This is a genomic window from Bifidobacterium pongonis (genome assembly GCF_019331805.1).
GTDB lineage: Bacteria > Actinomycetota > Actinomycetes > Actinomycetales > Bifidobacteriaceae > Bifidobacterium > Bifidobacterium pongonis.
Genome location: NZ_JAHBBE010000001.1, coordinates 92,171 through 109,184, shown reverse-complemented (window position 1 = coordinate 109,184; position 17,014 = coordinate 92,171). Strand labels below are relative to the sequence as shown.

25 protein-coding genes are annotated in these 17,014 nt (G+C 61.5%); 1 reads left to right on the top strand and 24 read right to left on the bottom strand.

Annotated features, from left to right (window positions below; translation table 11 throughout):
• Positions 1-73: 73 nt before the first annotated feature.
• The 24 genes from secY to adhE form a co-directional block, all read right to left on the bottom strand.
• On the bottom strand, positions 74-1,411 hold the full coding sequence (secY, locus tag KIH75_RS00460; protein WP_219054963.1) for a preprotein translocase subunit SecY: 1,338 nt from the start codon (positions 1,409-1,411) through the stop codon (positions 74-76).
• 171 nt (positions 1,412-1,582) lie between these two features.
• Complete coding sequence (gene rplO, locus KIH75_RS00455) at positions 1,583-2,035, bottom strand: 50S ribosomal protein L15 (RefSeq protein ID WP_219054962.1); 453 nt, start codon at positions 2,033-2,035, stop codon at positions 1,583-1,585.
• Positions 2,036-2,037: 2 nt separating this feature from the next.
• Positions 2,038-2,223: a 50S ribosomal protein L30 gene (gene rpmD, locus KIH75_RS00450; protein ID WP_169080624.1), complete on the bottom strand. Its 186-nt coding sequence runs from the start codon at positions 2,221-2,223 to the stop codon at positions 2,038-2,040.
• Between the two features lie 5 nt (positions 2,224-2,228).
• A complete protein-coding gene (rpsE, locus tag KIH75_RS00445) occupies positions 2,229-2,954 on the bottom strand; it encodes a 30S ribosomal protein S5 (RefSeq protein ID WP_033522690.1) in 726 nt (241 codons plus the stop codon).
• Positions 2,951-3,322 (bottom strand): 50S ribosomal protein L18, encoded by a 372-nt coding sequence (gene rplR / locus KIH75_RS00440; protein ID WP_219054961.1) that lies wholly within the window; start codon positions 3,320-3,322, stop codon positions 2,951-2,953. Before rplR ends, rpsE begins: the two co-directional genes overlap by 4 nt.
• 1 nt (position 3,323) lies before the next feature.
• Entirely contained in the window at positions 3,324-3,863 is a 540-nt protein-coding gene (rplF, locus tag KIH75_RS00435) for a 50S ribosomal protein L6 (RefSeq protein WP_169080627.1), read from the bottom strand.
• A gap of 17 nt (positions 3,864-3,880) precedes the next feature.
• Positions 3,881-4,279 carry a 30S ribosomal protein S8 gene (gene rpsH / locus KIH75_RS00430; protein WP_169080628.1) on the bottom strand — a complete coding sequence of 133 codons (399 nt, stop codon included), beginning with the start codon at positions 4,277-4,279 and terminating at the stop codon, positions 3,881-3,883.
• 83 nt (positions 4,280-4,362) lie between these two features.
• Positions 4,363-4,548 (bottom strand): type Z 30S ribosomal protein S14, encoded by a 186-nt coding sequence (locus KIH75_RS00425; RefSeq protein ID WP_003808046.1) that lies wholly within the window; start codon positions 4,546-4,548, stop codon positions 4,363-4,365.
• A gap of 1 nt (position 4,549) precedes the next feature.
• A complete protein-coding gene (gene rplE, locus KIH75_RS00420; protein WP_003827278.1) occupies positions 4,550-5,125 on the bottom strand; it encodes a 50S ribosomal protein L5 in 576 nt (191 codons plus the stop codon).
• A complete protein-coding gene (rplX, locus tag KIH75_RS00415; protein WP_033522684.1) occupies positions 5,122-5,457 on the bottom strand; it encodes a 50S ribosomal protein L24 in 336 nt (111 codons plus the stop codon). The genes rplE and rplX overlap by 4 nt, the downstream gene beginning before the upstream one ends.
• A gap of 1 nt (position 5,458) precedes the next feature.
• Entirely contained in the window at positions 5,459-5,827 is a 369-nt protein-coding gene (rplN, locus tag KIH75_RS00410) for a 50S ribosomal protein L14 (protein ID WP_033522682.1), read from the bottom strand.
• A 140-nt stretch (positions 5,828-5,967) separates the two neighbouring features.
• Positions 5,968-6,228, bottom strand: coding sequence for a 30S ribosomal protein S17 (gene rpsQ / locus KIH75_RS00405; RefSeq protein WP_219054960.1), 261 nt, complete (start codon positions 6,226-6,228; stop codon positions 5,968-5,970).
• Between the two features lie 2 nt (positions 6,229-6,230).
• On the bottom strand, positions 6,231-6,482 hold the full coding sequence (gene rpmC, locus KIH75_RS00400) for a 50S ribosomal protein L29 (protein WP_033522679.1): 252 nt from the start codon (positions 6,480-6,482) through the stop codon (positions 6,231-6,233).
• A 1-nt stretch (position 6,483) separates the two neighbouring features.
• Positions 6,484-6,903 (bottom strand): 50S ribosomal protein L16, encoded by a 420-nt coding sequence (gene rplP / locus KIH75_RS00395; protein ID WP_003827283.1) that lies wholly within the window; start codon positions 6,901-6,903, stop codon positions 6,484-6,486.
• Between the two features lie 6 nt (positions 6,904-6,909).
• The gene (gene rpsC / locus KIH75_RS00390; RefSeq protein WP_033522678.1) at positions 6,910-7,713 is read right to left on the bottom strand and encodes a 30S ribosomal protein S3; all 804 of its coding nucleotides are present in this window, start codon (positions 7,711-7,713) and stop codon (positions 6,910-6,912) included.
• Positions 7,714-7,715: 2 nt separating this feature from the next.
• Complete coding sequence (gene rplV / locus KIH75_RS00385; RefSeq protein WP_033522676.1) at positions 7,716-8,075, bottom strand: 50S ribosomal protein L22; 360 nt, start codon at positions 8,073-8,075, stop codon at positions 7,716-7,718.
• Between the two features lie 15 nt (positions 8,076-8,090).
• Positions 8,091-8,369: a 30S ribosomal protein S19 gene (rpsS, locus tag KIH75_RS00380; RefSeq protein ID WP_003808025.1), complete on the bottom strand. Its 279-nt coding sequence runs from the start codon at positions 8,367-8,369 to the stop codon at positions 8,091-8,093.
• 14 nt (positions 8,370-8,383) lie between these two features.
• Positions 8,384-9,214 (bottom strand): 50S ribosomal protein L2, encoded by an 831-nt coding sequence (gene rplB / locus KIH75_RS00375; protein WP_003827286.1) that lies wholly within the window; start codon positions 9,212-9,214, stop codon positions 8,384-8,386.
• A 36-nt stretch (positions 9,215-9,250) separates the two neighbouring features.
• Positions 9,251-9,547: a 50S ribosomal protein L23 gene (gene rplW / locus KIH75_RS00370; protein ID WP_219054959.1), complete on the bottom strand. Its 297-nt coding sequence runs from the start codon at positions 9,545-9,547 to the stop codon at positions 9,251-9,253.
• 5 nt (positions 9,548-9,552) lie between these two features.
• Complete coding sequence (rplD, locus tag KIH75_RS00365) at positions 9,553-10,212, bottom strand: 50S ribosomal protein L4 (RefSeq protein ID WP_219054958.1); 660 nt, start codon at positions 10,210-10,212, stop codon at positions 9,553-9,555.
• A 6-nt stretch (positions 10,213-10,218) separates the two neighbouring features.
• Entirely contained in the window at positions 10,219-10,869 is a 651-nt protein-coding gene (gene rplC, locus KIH75_RS00360; protein WP_033522672.1) for a 50S ribosomal protein L3, read from the bottom strand.
• A 16-nt stretch (positions 10,870-10,885) separates the two neighbouring features.
• Positions 10,886-11,194, bottom strand: a complete 309-nt coding sequence (rpsJ, locus tag KIH75_RS00355; protein WP_003827292.1) for a 30S ribosomal protein S10 — start codon at positions 11,192-11,194, stop codon at positions 10,886-10,888.
• Positions 11,195-11,487: 293 nt separating this feature from the next.
• Positions 11,488-12,357, bottom strand: a complete 870-nt coding sequence (locus tag KIH75_RS00350) for a YwiC-like family protein (RefSeq protein ID WP_219054957.1) — start codon at positions 12,355-12,357, stop codon at positions 11,488-11,490.
• A 216-nt stretch (positions 12,358-12,573) separates the two neighbouring features.
• The gene (gene adhE / locus KIH75_RS00345) at positions 12,574-15,300 is read right to left on the bottom strand and encodes a bifunctional acetaldehyde-CoA/alcohol dehydrogenase (RefSeq protein ID WP_219054956.1); all 2,727 of its coding nucleotides are present in this window, start codon (positions 15,298-15,300) and stop codon (positions 12,574-12,576) included.
• A gap of 526 nt (positions 15,301-15,826) precedes the next feature.
• Between adhE and KIH75_RS00340 the strand changes: the two genes are divergently transcribed.
• A complete protein-coding gene (locus KIH75_RS00340) occupies positions 15,827-16,957 on the top strand; it encodes an ROK family transcriptional regulator (RefSeq protein WP_219054955.1) in 1,131 nt (376 codons plus the stop codon).
• Positions 16,958-17,014 lie beyond the last annotated feature (57 nt).

Here is a 17,014-nt window from a genome sequence, read left to right as displayed (position 1 = left end):
GGTTATACGTAACGGAGCGCTATCGAAGTCCAGCTCCGTAGCGCTCCGTAAGTATGGCCGGGTCAGCGACCCGTCACTTGCCTTCCTGGTGATCGGTGTTCTCGAACAGGAAGCCAGCGTACTGGAACTGTTCGGTCTGCGCCTTCGCCTGACGCAGGGTGTCGAGGCCGACGCCCGCGATGATCAGGATGGTGGTGCCACCGAACGGCAGCTTGGTGTTGAGGTTCAGGGCCATGATCAGCACGGTCGGGATCAGGGCCACGAACAGCAGGTAGACCGCGCCGACCGTGTTCAGACGGTTCATCACGTAGGTCAGGTAGCGGCTGGTGGCGCTGCCCGCGCGGATGCCAGGGATGAAGCCGCCGTACTGCTTCATGTTGTCGGCGGTCTCGTCCGGGTTGAACGTGATCGACGTGTAGAAGAAGCAGAAGAAGACGATCATCAGCGCGTACAGGGCGATGTACCACACGGAGGTGGTGTTGCCCAGGTTGGCGTTGATCCACTTGACCCAGGACTGATCGGAGCTGCCGAACTGGGCGACCAGGGTCGGGATGGCCAGGATGGAGGATGCGAAGATCGGCGGGATGACGCCGGACATGTTGATCTTCAGCGGCAGGTAGGTGGAGGAGCCGCCGTACATCTTGCGGCCGATCATGCGGCGGGTGTACTGCACCGGGATACGGCGCTGGCAGAGCTCGACGAAGTCGACGAAGATGAGGATGACGACCAGCACGGAAACCACGATGGCGAACTTACCCCAGTCGCCGTCCGTGCCGTTGGTGCCGTACCCGATCTCCCACAGCTGCGGCAGGAAGCCGGAGCAGATGGACATGAAGATAAGGACGGACATACCCTGACCGATGCCCTTATCGGTGATGAGTTCGGCCATCCACATAATCAGGCCGGTACCGCCGGTCATGATGAGGACCATGACCACGAGGTTCCACACGGAACCGTCGGGGATGACCTGGGAGCACTGGTAGTTGAACAGGGCGCCGGAACGCGCGGTGACCAGAATGGTGGTGGACTGCAGCACTGCGAGGCCGATGGTCAGATAACGCGTGTACTGGGTCAGCTTGGTCTCGCCGGACTGGCCTTCCTTATGCAGCGCCTCGAAGCGCGGGATCACGACGCGCAGCAGCTGGATGACGATGGACGCGGTGATGTACGGCATGACGCCCAGCGCGAAGATCGACAGCTGCAGCATGGCGCCGCCGGAGAACAGGTTGACAAGCCCGATGAAGTTCTCCTGATTGCCGGACAGAGTGGTGACGCACTTCTGCACGACCTTGTAGTCCACACCCGGGGTAGGAATGAACGAGCCAATGCGATAGATAATGATGATGAAAAGAACGAAGAGGATCTTCTTCCTCAGTTCCTTCGTCTTCAAGGCCTGGATTAACGTCCTCACCTAGATTCCTCCCTTATGGTGTTAGGCGCACAATTGACACACCACAGATACAAAACAATTCACTAACGCACGAGCATAGTCGACAGTGTCTACTTCGTGCGCACACATCTCACAAAAAATGGCCCCCTTGCAGGCAAGGGGGCCATTTCAAATCACCTTACCGAAAACGAATCAGTCTTCGGAGATGGAACCGCCGGCGGCCTCGATCTTGGCCTTGGCGGAGGCGGAAGCCTTCACGCCCTTCAGCGTGTACTTGACGGTGGTCTCGCCATCGCCCAGGACCTTCACCGGGTAACCGTTGCGGACGGCGCCCTTGGCGACCAGGTCGGCCACGGTCAGTTCGCCACCCTCCGGGAAGAACTCGGTGAGCTTGGTGATGTTGATGACCTGGAACTCCGTCTTGAACGGGCTCTTGAAGCCACGCAGCTTCGGCAGGCGCATGTACAGCGGCAGCTGGCCACCTTCGAAGCCTGCGCGCACGTGCGTACGCTTGGTCTGGCCCTTGGCGCCACGACCGGAGGTCTTACCCTTGGAGCCTTCACCACGACCCACGCGGGTGCGGTCCTTCTTGGCGCCCGGGGCGGGCTTCAGATCGTGCATCTGCAGAATTTCGTTATCTGCCATAATCAGTCAGCCTCCTCAACGGTGACCAGGTGACGCAGCACGTTGACCATACCGCGCACGGCCGGGGTGTCCTCGCGGACAACGGTCTGGCCGATCTTGCGCAGACCCAGGGTCTGCGCAGTCGCGCGCTGGTTCGGCTTACGGTTCACGAGACCGTGGTGCAGCGTAATCTTCAGGTTCTTAGCCATGTGAATCACTCACCATCCTTCGCTTCAGCGGCAGCCTCTTCGCGAGCCTTGCGGGCTTCGGCAATGCCGGCGGCGCGGGCGCGCAGCAGGGCATCCGGAGCGACTTCCTCGAGGGAAAGGCCACGGCGGGCAGCGATCTCCTCCGGCTCCTCAAGCTGCTTGAGGGCGTCGACGACCGCACGCACCATGTTGATCGCGGTGGGCGAACCCATGGACTTGGTCAAAACATCGGAGATACCGGCGCACTCCATGACGGCACGCACCGGACCACCGGCGATAACACCGGTACCGGGAGCGGCCGGACGCAGCAGGACGGTGCCAGCGGCGTCGTGGCCGATCACCGGGTGGGTGATGGTGCCACGCACGCGCGGCACGTTGAACATGTGCTTCTTAGCATCCAGCTGGCCCTTGGCGATAGCGGCCGGGACCTCACGGGACTTGCCGTAGCCGACACCCACGGTGCCGTTGCCGTCGCCGACCACCACGAGGGCGGCGAAGCTGAACGTACGACCACCCTTGTGGGTCTTGGACACGCGGTTGATGGTCACGACGCGATCGAGGAGCTCATCGCCCTTGTTCTCTTCGCGACGGTTGCGACGCTCACCGCGACGGCCTTCGCCACGCTGGCCACGACGGCCACCACGACGATCGTCGTTGGACTTCTCTTCAGCCGGAGCGGCCTGAGTGTTCTGATCTTCAGCCACTTGAGTTTCCTTCACTTCTTCGCTCACAGTGCCAGACCTCCCTCACGGGCGCCCTCAGCGACAGCTGCGACACGACCGGTGTACTTGTTGCCACCACGGTCGAACACGACGGTGTCGATGCCAGCGGCCTTGGCCTTCTCAGCAACCAGCTGGCCGACCTTCTTGGCGGCCTCGACCTTGGTGCCTTCGAAACCGGCGAAATCAGCGGTCAGAGTGGAAGCGGACACCAGGGTAACGCCCTTGGTGTCGTCCACGATCTGAGCGACCATGTGACGGTTGGAGCGGGTGACCACCAGGCGCGGACGCTCGGCGGTACCGGCAATGTGCTTGCGGATGCGTGCGTGACGGCGCTTGAGAGCAACCTTCTTGCCTTTTCCGAGAATAGCTACGCTCATATCACTTACCAGCCTTTCCAGCCTTGCGCAGAATACGCTCGTCGGTGTACTTGACACCCTTGCCCTTGTAGGGTTCCGGAGCGCGCAGCTTGCGGATATTCGCAGCAACCTGGCCCACAACCTGCTTGTCGGTGCCCTTGACGATCACCTGGTTGGGGTTCGGCAGTTCGAACTCGATGCCTTCCGGCGGGTTCACGGTAATGGTGTGGGAGTAGCCGAGGAAGAACTCGATGCCCTTGCCCTTGGCGACGGCGCGGTAACCGGTGCCGACGATATCCAGGGTCTTGGTGTAGCCTTCGTGCACACCCTTCACCATGCCGGCGATGATGGAGCGGCTCAGGCCGTGCATTGCACGGGTGGTGCGCTGATCATCAGCCGGGGTCAGGACGATCTCGTTGCCTTCGACGGCAGCGGTGATGCCCTCGGGGATCACGTAGGAATCGGAGCCCTTGGCGCCCTTGACCGAGAAGTTCTGACCGTCAATCTTGACTTCCACGCCAGCCGGAATGGTGACGGGGAGCTTACCAATATGCGATGCCATGTTTCAGCTCTCCTTTCTCACCAAACGTAAGCGACGATTTCGCCGCCGATGCCTCGATCGAGGCATTCCTTCTGGGTCAGCAGTCCCGACGAGGTCGAGATGATTGCGATACCAAGGCCACCGAGCGGCATCGGCAGGGAGTCGGACTTCGCGTAGCGACGCAGGCCCGGCTTGGAGATGCGCTTGATGCCCTGGATGGAACGCTCGCCGTTGGGGCCGTACTTGAGGGTGACCTCAAGAGTCTGGCCGACCTTGGCTTCCTTGGCGGTGAAGTCCTTGATAAAGCCTTCGCGCTTCAGAATCTCGGCAATGTTCGCCTTGAACTTGGAGTACGGCATATCCACGGTCTCGTGCTTTGCCGCGCTCGCATTACGCAGACGCGTAAGCATGTCTGCGATCGGATCTGTCATTGTCATTGTGGGCTAGTGCCCTTTCTCGCCGTGGTTTCCGCCGCCTATCCCCTATCGGGGAATCAGCCGCGGACCTTCAGCGTCGATGTTTACCAACTGGACTTCGTAACGCCGGGCAGCTCGCCGCGGTGGGCCTTCTCGCGAAGGCAGATGCGGCACAGGCCGAACTTACGATACACGGAATGAGGACGACCGCAGACCTGGCAGCGCGTGTAAGCGCGCACCTTGAACTTCGGCTTAGCGGCCGCCTTGTTCTTCAGAGCGGTTTTTGCCATATCAGTTCTCCTTGAAAGGGAAGCCAAGGTGCTTAAGCAGAGCGTAAGCTTCCTTGTCGTCCTTGGTGCTGGTCACCACGGTGATGTCCATACCGCGCTGGTGATCGATCTCGTCCGGGATGATCTCGTGGAACATGGACTGTTCGGTGAGACCGAAGTTGTAGTTGCCCTGTCCATCGAACTGGTGGCCGTTGATGCCGCGGAAATCGCGGATACGCGGCAGAGCCAGCGTCAGGAGACGGTCCAGGAACTCCCACATACGATCGCCACGGAGGGTCACGTACGCACCGATGGCCTGGCCTTCACGCAGGTGGAACTGCGCGACGGACTTCTTGGCCTTGGTGATCTTCGGCTTCTGGCCGGTGATGGCGGTGAGGTCCTTGACGGCGCCTTCGATGAGCTTGGAGTCGCGAGCGGCGGCGCCGACACCCATGGAGACGACGACCTTCTGCACACGCGCAACCTGCATGGGGTTGGAGTACTTGAACTCCTTCTCCAGCTCAGGCACGATCTGCTCGTTGTACTGCACCTTCAAGCGCGGAGTTGCCGGCGCTTCGACGGTAGTGGTGTCGGTCATGCCAGCTCCTTTCCGGACTTCTTGGCAACGCGCACGCGCACGGTCTTGACCTTGCCGTCGCGAGCCTCTTCCTTGACGTTCACGCCAACGCGAGTGGGCTTCTTGGTCTCCGGGTCGATCAGCATCACGTTGGAGCGATGGATCGGAGCCTCAACGGAGACGATGCCCGACTGCTGACCCTGCTGGGTGGCGCGCACGTGCTTCTTGACGATCTGGACACCTTCGACGATCAGACGATCGTTGGAGAGCACGCGGGTAACGGTGCCTTCCTTACCACGGTCCTTGCCGCGGATGACCTTGACCAGGTCGCCGCTCTTGATCTTGGCTACCATGTCAGATCACCTCCGGGGCGAGGGACACGATGCGCATGAAGCGCTTGTCGCGCAGCTCACGAGCAATCGGTCCGAAGATACGAGTGCCCTTCGGTTCACGGCCGGAGCCGAGAATAACCGCTGCGTTCTCGTCGAACTTGATGTAGGAGCCGTCCGCACGACGGTGCTCCTTGACGGTACGAACGACGACTGCCTTGACAACGTCGCCCTTCTTGACCGATCCGCCAGGGATCGCGTCCTTGACCGAGGCGACGATGACGTCGCCCAGGCCGGCATAGCGTCGCTTCGATCCACCGAGCACGCGGATGGCAAGGATTTCCTTAGCACCCGTGTTGTCGGCGACATGAAGCCGCGTTTCCTGCTGAATCATTGATTCTCCTTAGCCGAGCTGGTTCTCCCCGCACACTGGGCGCAGCAAAGTGACCATCTTTCCAGATGGCCACAATAGCAACACCCCTAGAGGTGTTTCCTGCTGCGCCCAGTGTACGGCGAGCCTTGCCGAACTTTTGTTTACTTGGCGCGTTCGATAATGGTATCGAGACGCCAACGCTTGGTCTTGCTCAGAGGCCGAGTCTCCATAATACTCACGAGGTCGCCAACATGGGCTTCGTTGTGTTCATCATGGGCCTTGACCGTCTTGGTGGAACGAACGACCTTGCCGTACAGCGGGTGGGTCGAACGCTTCTCAAGCTCCACGGAAATGGTCTTGTCCATAGCGTCGGACACGACGTAACCGCGGCGAACCTTGCGGAAGTTGCGCTCTTCAGCCATGTTCACTTCTCCTTAACGGTTTCAGCGGCCGGCTCAGCGGTGATGCCAAGCTCACGCTCACGCAGCACAGTGTACATGCGGGCGATGTCATGCTTGACGGCCTTGAGACGAGCCGTGTTGTCGAGCTGACCGGTTGCGGACTGGAAGCGCAGGTTGAACAGCTCTTCCTTGGACTTCTTCAGGAAGCCCTCGATCTCCTCGTTGGTCTTCTCGTTGAGATTCTTGATGGAGTACTCTTCGGTTCCGACTGCCATATCAGATGTCACCGCCTTCACGTGCAATCACACGGCACTTCATGGGGAGCTTGTCGATTGCGCGGCGCAGAGCCTCGCGAGCGACGTCTTCGGACACGCCACCGATCTCGAACATCACGCGACCAGGGTGGATGTTGGCAACCCAGAACTCCGGGGCGCCCTTACCGGAACCCATTCGAGCACCGAGCGCGTGCTTGGTGAGCGGACGATCCGGGAAGATGGTGATCCACACGCGGCCGCCACGCTTGATGTAACGAGTCATGGCGATACGAGCGGCTTCGATCTGGCGGTTGGTCACGTAGGCCGGTGCCAGAGCCTGGATGCCGAAATCACCGAAGTTGATCTCGTTGCCGCCCTTGGACATGCCAGTACGAACCGGGCGGTGCTGCTTGCGGTACTTAGTCCTCTTTGGGATAAGCATTCTTGCTCACTCCTTCGTTTCCGTGGCAGCGGGAGCCTCGGCAGCGGCTTCGGCCTTGGGAGCCTCGGCGGTCTGCGGCTTGGCTGCGGAACGGTTGCCACGACGCGGGCGGCGATCGCCACGACGGCCGGAGCGGTTGTTCTGCTGTGCCTGCTGCTCTTCGAACTCACGTTCGGTCATGTCGCCCTTGTAGATCCACACCTTGACGCCGATACGGCCGTAGGTGGTCTTGGCCTCGAAGAAGCCGTAATCGATCAGGGCGCGCAGGGTCTGCAGCGGAACGCGACCCTCGCGGTAGAACTCGGAACGGCTCATTTCCGCACCGCCGAGGCGGCCGGAGAGCTTGATGCGGATACCCTTGGCACCGGCGCGCATGGCGTCCTGCTGAGCCTTGCGCATCGCGCGACGGAAGGTCACGCGGTTGGTCAGCTGCTCAGCGATGCCCTGGGCGACGAGCTGGGCGTCCAGCGCGGCGTTCTTGACTTCGAAGATGTTGAGCTGGACCTGCTTGCCGGTGATCTTCTCCAGCTTGGCGCGAACGCGCTCAGCTTCGGCGCCACGACGGCCGATCACGATGCCCGGACGGGCGGTGTGGATGTCCACGCGGACGCGGTCACGGGTGCGCTCGATCACGATCTTGCTCACGCCGGCACGCTCGAGGTCCTTGCTCATCTCCTTGCGGATCTTGTCGTCCTCAAGCACGAAGTCGCGGTAACGTTCGCCGACCTTGTTGGAATCGGAGAACCACTTGGAACGATGGTTCTCAGTAATACCCAGGCGATAGCCAAAGGGATTGATCTTCTGACCCATCTTTAGCGGTCTCCTTCCTTGTTGGCAACGACGACCGTGATGTGGCTGGTGCGCTTGTTGATACGAGCGGCACGACCCTGGGCACGGGCGCGGAAACGCTTCAGCGTCACGCCTTCGTCCACGTAGGTCTCCTTCACGACCAGATCGTTCTCGCGGAACGGCTCGCCAGCCCTCTCGGCCTTGACGCGAGCGTTGGCGATGGCGCTCTCCAGGACCTTGCGAACCGGAAGGGACGCGGCCTGCGGAGCAAACTTCAGAATGGTAACGGCTTCAGTCGCCTGCTTGCCTCGGATGAGGTCGACCATGCGGCGAGCCTTGCGCGGCGTCACGCGGACGTGACGAGCGATTGCTTTAGCTTCCATAAGTCATTCTCTCCTTTAGCGGCGGGCCTTCTTGTCGTCCTTCACGTGACCCTTGAAGGTCTTCGTGGGGGCGAACTCACCGAGCTTGTGGCCAACCATGGATTCGGTGACGAACACCGGCACGTGCTTGCGACCGTCGTGGACGGCGAAGGTGTGACCGATGAAGTCAGGGGTGATCATAGAACGACGGGACCACGTCTTGATGACGTTGTGGGTGCCCTTCTCGTTCTGCTCGTCGACCTTCTTCTGCAAGTGGGCGTCGACGAAGGGGCCCTTCTTGATGCTACGAGTCATCTTCTCGACCTTCCTTACTTGCGGTTCTTACCGTTCGGACGACGACGAACAATCATCTTGTTCGAAGCCTTCTTCGGACGGCGAGTACGAACTTCACCCTTGCCCCACGGGGAAACCGGCGGCTTGCCACCACGGGTACGACCGCCGTGCGGGTGGTCGACCGGGTTCATGGATTCACCACGGGTGATCGGGCGCTTGCCCATCCAACGAGCGCGACCGGCCTTGCCGAGCTGCACGTTGGCGTGCTCTTCGTTGCCGACCTCGCCGACGGTGGCGCGGCAGCGCGCGTCGACGTTACGGATTTCGCCGGACGGCATACGCAGCTGGGCGTAGGCACCGTCCTTGGCCACGAGCTGGACGGAAGTGCCGGCGGAGCGGGCGATCTTCGCGCCGCCCAGCGGGCGGAGCTCGATGGCGTGCACGATCGTACCGGTCGGGATGTTCTTCAGCGGCAGGTTGTTGCCCGGCTTGATATCAGCCTGGGCACCGGTCTCGATGACGTCGCCCTGCTTGATGCCCTTCGGCGCGATGATGTAGCGCTTCTCGCCGTCTGCGTAGTGCAGCAGGGCGATGTTGGCGGTACGGTTCGGATCGTATTCGATGTGCGCAACCTTTGCGGGCACGCCATCCTTGTCCCAACGACGGAAGTCGATGAGACGGTACTGACGCTTGTGGCCGCCGCCGCGATGGCGGGAGGTCATGCGGCCGTAGGAGTTGCGACCACCGGTCTTGGACAGTTTGCGAACCAGCGACTTCTCAGGCGTGGAGCGCGTAATCTCGGAGAAGTCCGAGACGGACGCGTTGCGGCGGCCTGCAGTCGTCGGCTTATATACGCGGATAGCCATAATGTAGTTCTTCCTTTAACTTTTCTCGGCTAGCCTTCAGTTACCGAAGATGTCGATCGTCTGGCCCTCGGCGACGGTCACGATCGCACGCTTCTGGGAAGCGCGCTGGCCGAAACCGTTGCGGGTGCGCTGACGCTTGCCGGCGCGGTTGAGGGTGTTGACGTTCGTCACCTTGACGTTGAAGATCTCTTCAATAGCCTGCTTGATCTGCACCTTGTTCGCGTTCGGGGCCACCACGAAGGTGTACTGGCCACGGTCGGAAGCGGCGTAGCTCTTCTCGGAAACGACGGGCTTGATAATCACGTCGTGTGCCGGCTTGTGAATAGCGACCATCTAAATCAGGCCTCCTTCGGCTCGGTCTTCGCGGCCACGAAAGCCTCGAAGGCTTCCTTGGAGAAGACGACGTACTGCGCGGTAACCACATCGTACGTGTTGAGCTGATCGACGAAAATCGGGTGAACGGTCGGGATGTTGCGCACGGAGAGCCACTCGTTCACGTTGTCGCGGGTGAGCACGACGGTGGTGAAACGGTTCTCGGTGATCGGGGTCAGTGCAGCAACGGCGGCCTTGGTGGAAGGAGCATCGGCGACAGCGAAGTCGACGACTGCGATGCGACCGGCGTTAGCGCGATCGGACAGCACGTACTTCAGAGCTGCGGCCTTCATCTTCTTCGGGGTGCGCTGGTCGTACTTGCGCGGCTGCGGGCCGAACACGACACCACCGTGGTACCACTGCGGAGCGCGGGTCGAGCCCTGACGAGCGCGGCCGGTGCCCTTCTGCTTCCACGGCTTCTTGCCGCCGCCGGAAACGTTGGCGCGGGTCTTGGTGGCGTGGGTGCCCTGGCGAGCAGCGGCAAGCTGGGCCACGACGACCTGGTGGATCAGCGGCACGTGGGCCTGCACTTCTTCGGCGGAGAAGCCGAACAGCTCGGCAGGAGCCTCAACGGTGCCGGTCTTGGCGCCCTTGGCGTCGGTGACGTTCAGAGTAACGTTTGCCATGATTTATCAGGCTCCCTTCACTGCCGAACGGACGAGAACGATGCCGCCCTTGGGGCCGGGGATGGCGCCCTTGATGGCGAGGATGCCGTTCTCAACATCCGCGGAGACGATGGTGAGGTTCTGCACGGTGGAGGTCACATGACCCATGCGGCCAGCCATGCGCTTGCCCTTGAGGATACGGCTCGGGGTTGCGCAAGCGCCGACCGAACCCGGACGACGTTCGTTCTTGTGGGAGCCGTGGGTACGACGGTAGGACTTGAAGCCCCAGCGCTTGATGGTGCCGGCGAAGCCCTTGCCCTTGGTGGTGCCGGTCACGTCGACCTCAGCGCCCTCTTCGAACACTTCGGCGGTGAGTTCCTGGCCCAGCTCATACTCGGTGGCGTTGTCCTCGCGCACCTCAACGAGGTGACGACGCGGGGTGACGCCGGCCTTGGCGAAGTGGCCAGCCAGCGGCTTGGTCACCTTGGTCGGGTCGATCTGGCCGTAACCGATCTGAACCGCGGTGTAGCCGTCGGTTTCCTCGGTCTTGATGGCGGTCACCACGTTGGTGGAGACGTCGACCAGCGTGACGGGAACGAAGAGACCGTTCTCATCCCACACCTGGGTCATGCCGAGCTTCTTGCCCAGCAGGGCCTTGCGATCTGCTCTTTGCGACATATCGGTTCCTCCTCCCTTACAGCTTGATCTCGATGTTGACATCTGCGGGCAGGTCGATGTGCATCAGGGAATCCACGGCCTTGGGGGTCGGGTCCACGATGTCGATAAGACGCTTGTGCGTGCGCATCTCGAAGTGCTCGCGAGAATCCTTATACTTGTGAGGAGAACGAATAACACAGAAAACGTTCTTCTCGGTCGGCAGCGGAACGGGGCCAACAACAGTTGCGCCCGCGTTCGTCACCGTTTCGACGATCTTCTTCGCCGATTGGTCGATGACCTCGTGGTCATAGGACTTAAGCCTGATGCGGATTTTCTGTCCCGCCATTGCCGTCCGCCCTTTCTAGCGATTCGTGTACTGTTTACCAGCCTGTTTCGTGTTGAGGGCACCGGCGCGCATGGCCTCCATTGGACATACGTCCTCCAGGCGGTCATCCGTCATCAGTGCGCGGCCCATCGAATCCACGGTTGTGGGTCCGATCCCGCGCTCGCTTTTTTGATTCCAATTTGCGAGCCCAAAACAGGCAACTTGTTCATTAAAGCACCGAGCCCTGACTAAGCAGGGCTCGATGGTGTTCGGCGTGTCGCCGTTCGTTGAGATCCGTTGAGATCCGTTGAGATTCAGACCGCGGTACCCACGATAAGTGCGCAGGAGGCGATGCTGGACGCGAATTCGACGAGCCCCGTGTGCAGCGGGCGGACCGTTCTATGTTTGGCGAGAAGCGGCATGACCACCGCGCGGATGAGCAGCAGCGCGCTGAGAACGGTGAGCATCGGCATATGCACGGCGGATGCGATGGCCACCGCCACGGCATGCCATGCCCATGAGGCCGCAAGATATTTTGTGTTCCCACGCTCGCGGATCATGGTTTTGACGAAAAGCACGGATCCGAACTGCGCGATGGCGAACGCGCACGCCAGCAGGCTGCCCGATCCGTCAACGCCCGGTACGGTCAGATCACGGATGCCCAGATCGGGGATGACGATGCCGGTGTTACCGAGCTTGCGGACGATATCCAGATCGCATCCGTACCGGAAGGTGAGCAAGGCCATCAGGCAGGCGGCCGCCACCGCCACCGCGTTCGACCACAGCGACCGCTCCTTGCGCAGCCATGAGGCGGCGAACGACGCCACGGCGAGTATCACCATGGTCGGCGCCCAGGCGAGGATGTCGGGATGCACGGCGATGAAGGGGATGCCCACCGCACACAGGATCGCGCAATAGACGAGCGGCTGGCGCAACCAGCGCCGCGAACCGCGCGACTTGAACCATCGCGCGGCGGAGAACTGCACGCAGTAGCACAACATCCAGCACGCGGTCAGCCACCAAGGGGCTGCGGAGAACCCGTCATAGGCGACGGATGCGATGTCGCCGCCCAACGCGGGCGTCATCGCCATCATCACCGCGCCGGGCTGCCCGGGGAGCCAGGCGCGCAATCGCCTCCGTATGCTGCTCTTCTTACTGGTACGTCGTTTCGAGGATGCTGTCATGCCACCTACGCTACGTGAGGCATGGACGAAATCCAACACCGGCAGGCAAAAAGCCTAGTAAACGGCAAGGAGCCCGGCGGGTTATCCCGTCGGGCTCCTTGCCTGCTATCGCGTTACCGCGTCGCGGATCATACCGCTATGCGCCTTGCCATCACATACCTATATATAAGGTACCGTGCGGCACCTTATATAAAGGTGCGGTTCGGCGCGGCGGAATCAGACGCGCTCGGAGGCTTCCTCAGTGGCGGCCTCGCCTTCGCGCTCCACGCGGATCTTGTGGCCTTCGGCCTGGGAGACACCGTAGTACGCGGCCACGGCGATGTCCTTCATGTCGTTGATCAGCGGGATGCGCGGGTTCGCCGGGGTGCACTGGTCCTCGTAGGCGCGCATGCCGGCCTGATCGAGGATGGACCAGAAGAAGTCCTCGTCCACACCGCAATCCTGGAAGCTCTTGTTCATGCCGAGCTTGTTGTCGCGGTAATCCTCGACGGCCTTCGCCAGGTTCTCCACGCCTTCGGCCGGGGTCTTGCCCGGGTCGATGCCGAGGTTCTTGGCGAGCTCCTGGTAGCGTTCCGGCGCGATGTACTTGTTGTACTTCGGCCAGGAGGTGGGCTCCTCCGGGATCTGGCCGTTGTAGCGGATCACGTACGGCAGCAGGATGGAGTTGGTGCGGCCGTGGGCGATGTGCAGCAGGGCGCCCAAGGTGTGGGCCATGCCGTGGCACATGCCGAGGAACGCGGAGCCGAATGCCATGCCGGCCATGGTGGCGGCGTTGTGCATCTTCTCCTGGGCGTTGGTCTTGGCCAGTCCGGGCTCGCCGTTGACCGATTCGGCCAGGTTGTCCCACACGAGCTTGGCCGCGTGCAGGGCCATGGCGTCGGTGAAGTCGTTGGCGTACACGGAGACGTAGGCCTCGAAGGAGTGGGTCAGGGCGTCGAAGCCGGCGTCGGAGGCCAGCTTGCGCGGCTGGGTGCGTGCCAGCACCGGGTCGACGATGGCGACGGACGGGGTCAGCGCGTAATCGGTGATCGGGTACTTGTAGCCGGTCTTGTGGTCGGTGATCACGGCGAACGGGGTGACCTCGGAGCCGGTGCCGGAGGAGGTCGGGATGCACACGAGCTTGGCCTTCTTGCCCAGCGGCGGGATCTTGAAGGCGCGCTTACGGATATCGAAGAACTTCTCACGCACGTCGGAGAAGGCGATTTCCGGGTGCTCGTACAGCAACCACATGATCTTCGCCGCGTCCATCGGGGAGCCGCCGCCGACCGCGATGATCGTGTCGGGCTCGAACTCCTCGCGCATCATGGCCGCACCCTTTTCGACGGTGTCGACGGAGGGCTCCGGCTCGACGTAGTCGATGATGCGGAAGGTGACGCGGTTGGAGCGTGCGCGCAGCTGGTCGATGATCTTGTCGACGATGCCGAGCTGTTCCATCACCTTGTCGCAGACGATGACGGCCTTTTCGATGCCGTACATGTCGCGCAGGTACTTGATGGCGTTCGGCTCGAAGTAGGTCTTGGCCGGAATCTTGAACCACTGCATGTTGTTGTTCCTCCGAGCGATGCGCTTGATGTTGATGAGGTTGACGGCCTGGACGTTGCCGGAAACCGAGTTGCCGCCGTAGGAGCCGCAGCCCAGGGTGAGCGACGGGGCGATGGCGTTGTAGATATCGCCGATGCCGCCGAGGGAGCTCGGCTGGTTCCAGATGATACGGCAGGCGTGCATGCGCAGGCCGTATTCGCGGACCAGGTCCTCGTTGTTGGTGTGGATGGCGGCGGTGTGGCCGGCGCCGAGCTTCAGCATGGCCTCGCACATTTCGAAGGCCTGCTCCTTGTTGTCGGCCTTGAGCACGGCCTGCACCGGAGCGAGCTTCTCGTGGGTCAGCGGTTCGTCGTCGGAGACTTCCTTGCATTCCGCGGCGAGGATGGTGGCGTCGGCCGGGATTTCGAAACCGGCGGCCTTGGCGATGAACTGCGGGGACTTGCCCGGCACCACGGAGTTCAGCTTCGGGGTTTCGCCGCTGCCCGCCACACAGCCGAACATGTACTGTTCGAGCTTGGCCTTCTCTTCCTTGTTGACGAAGTAGGCCTTGCGGAGCTTGAGCTCGCGGATGAGGTCCTTGTAGACGTCCTTGTGGGCGATGATGGCCTGTTCGGTGGCGCAGATCATGCCGTAATCGAAGTGCTTGGAGAGGACCAGATCGTTGGCCGCGCGCACGATGTCCACGTCCTTGTCGACGTAGGCCGGTGCGTTGCCGGCGCCCACGCCGAGGGCGGGCTTGCCGGAGGAGTAGGCGGCCTTCACCATGCCGGGGCCACCGGTGGCGAGGATGGTGGCGATGCCGTCATGCTTCATCAGGGCGCCGGTCGCCTCGATGGAGGGGTGCTCGATCCACTGGATGCAGTTTTCGGGGGCGCCCGCCTCGATGGCGGCGTCGCGCACGATCTTGGCGGCGGCGACGGAACAGTTCTGGGCGCCGGGGTGGAAGCCGAAGATGATCGGGCAACGGGTCTTCAGGGCGATCAGGGACTTGAAGATGGCGGTGGAGGTCGGGTTGGTGACCGGGGTGACACCGGCGACCACGCCGACCGGTTCGGCGACTTCGTCGATGCCGAGCACGTCGTCTTCGCGGATGATGCCGACGGTCTTCTGACCAGCCAGGTAGTTGGTGATGTGCTCGCAGGCGAAGATGTTCTTGGTCGCCTTGTCTTCGACCAGACCGCGGTGCGTTTCGTCGACGGCCATCTTGGCGAGCACGAGGTGCTTGTTCAGTGCCGCCACGGAGGCCTTGGCGACGATGTGGTCGACCTGCTTCTGGTCGAGCTTTTCGAATTCGACGAGAGCCTGCTGGCCCTTGGCTACGAGTGCGTCCACTTCAGCTTCGGCTGCGGCGAGCTTTTCTTCCGGAGTCGGCTTCGTTGCGCTGTTCTTAGTTTCTGCCACTGTAGGATCCTCCTCTAATAGAGATCTGGAACGTGGTGCGTTATTCCTTCTTGTTGATTGCCGTTGTACAGCAGTCATGTCACGGCTTTTCATAACTGCGAATCGCCTGTGACCTGCATCACAATATACATGACCCTCCGCATCTTTTCATCCTTTAAGCGGGTTGTGCGTTTCATGTTATATTTCGTTTCCTTAATGTGTAAACAAGCGCTATTTTTGCACGAATCTCTGTTCATTCTTCATAAAATGTGAGTTTTTGTTTACTTTACCTATCGAACGAACATCGCCAAATCAGTATTCCTAAAAATAGTTTTACAAAACTGTTGCACATCAATGCGAATCTAGGCCCAACTTCTGTAAACCCGCTTTGCATTAATCACCCCATACCCGCCCCGTCAACGCCCCTTACAGCGGGAAATCAAGTCTTGACGGCATCGTCCGCCATGCGCAGCGACACGACATTTTGAAAAGACTTTTGATAAAGTGGCAGGATAAGCGCGTCGATGTGGAACACGAAAGGAACGTCATGAAGCCCATGCCATCAACAGCGGTCAAACAGGCCAACCGTCAGGCGATGATCGACTACCTGTACCGGCATGGCCCGTCCACCAAGCAGCATCTGCAGATGACCCTCGGCCTGAGTCTGCCCACCATCACCGCCAATCTGCGCGACCTTGAAGACGAAGGACTGGTCGAGCGCGGCGAGCCGACGGAATCGACCGGCGGGCGCAAGGCGCAGACCTACAAGTTCGCCCCGAAATCACATGCGGCGATCGGCGTTCGTATGCGCGCGGACGGCGTCACGCTGGTGGCGGTGGACCTCTACGGCGAGGTGATCGCCCGCAAACGCAAGCGCGTCTCCTACCGCGACACCGGCGACTACTACGACATGGTCGGCGATCTCGTCACCGAATTCGCGGGGCGCGTGGTGCGCTCGGGCAGCCAGGTGCTCGGTGTCGCCTTCTCCATCCAAGGCATCGTCTCCCCCGACGGCAGCGCGATCACCTTCGGGCGGATCGTCGGCAACACCGGGCTGACACTGGAGAAACTCACCCGGCATATCGAATTCCCCGCGCTTATGATCCACGACTCGGACGCCTCGGCCATGGCCGAGCTCTGGTTCGATCCCAGCATCCGCGACGCGGTCTGCATCTACTTGGAGCGTCGCCCCGGCGGCGCGGTGATTGCGCACGGGGCGCTGTACCAAGGCCCGAGCCTGTCCAACGGCACCGTGGAGCATATGTGTCTAGTGCCGGGCGGACGCGCCTGCTACTGCGGGCAGCACGGCTGCATGGACCCGTATTGCTCGCCGGAGGCGCTGCTGGAGGACGGCGAGGGAATGCCCGGCTTCTTCTCGGTGCTGAGCCAGGGCGAACGCGGGCATCGCCAGCGTTTCGACGAATGGATGGGGTACGTGGCGCAGGCGATCGTCAACATCCGTTCGGTGATCGCAGGCGATGTGATCATCGGCGGCGAGGCCGCGCAATACCTGGACGATGACATGCTGGCCGAGCTCAAGCGCCGCACGGAGGCGCTCAGCCCGTTCAGCACCGATTTCACGCTGAAGAAGAGCATCTGCGTCGAGGATCAGAACATCATCGGCGCGGCCCTGCGCTTCGTGCGCGACTACGTGGACGGGATCTGCGGGCGCGCATAGCGCCTCTCCCCCGCATTCCGCCGGGCCCTGTCGGCATACCACGGCAGGTGTGCAACA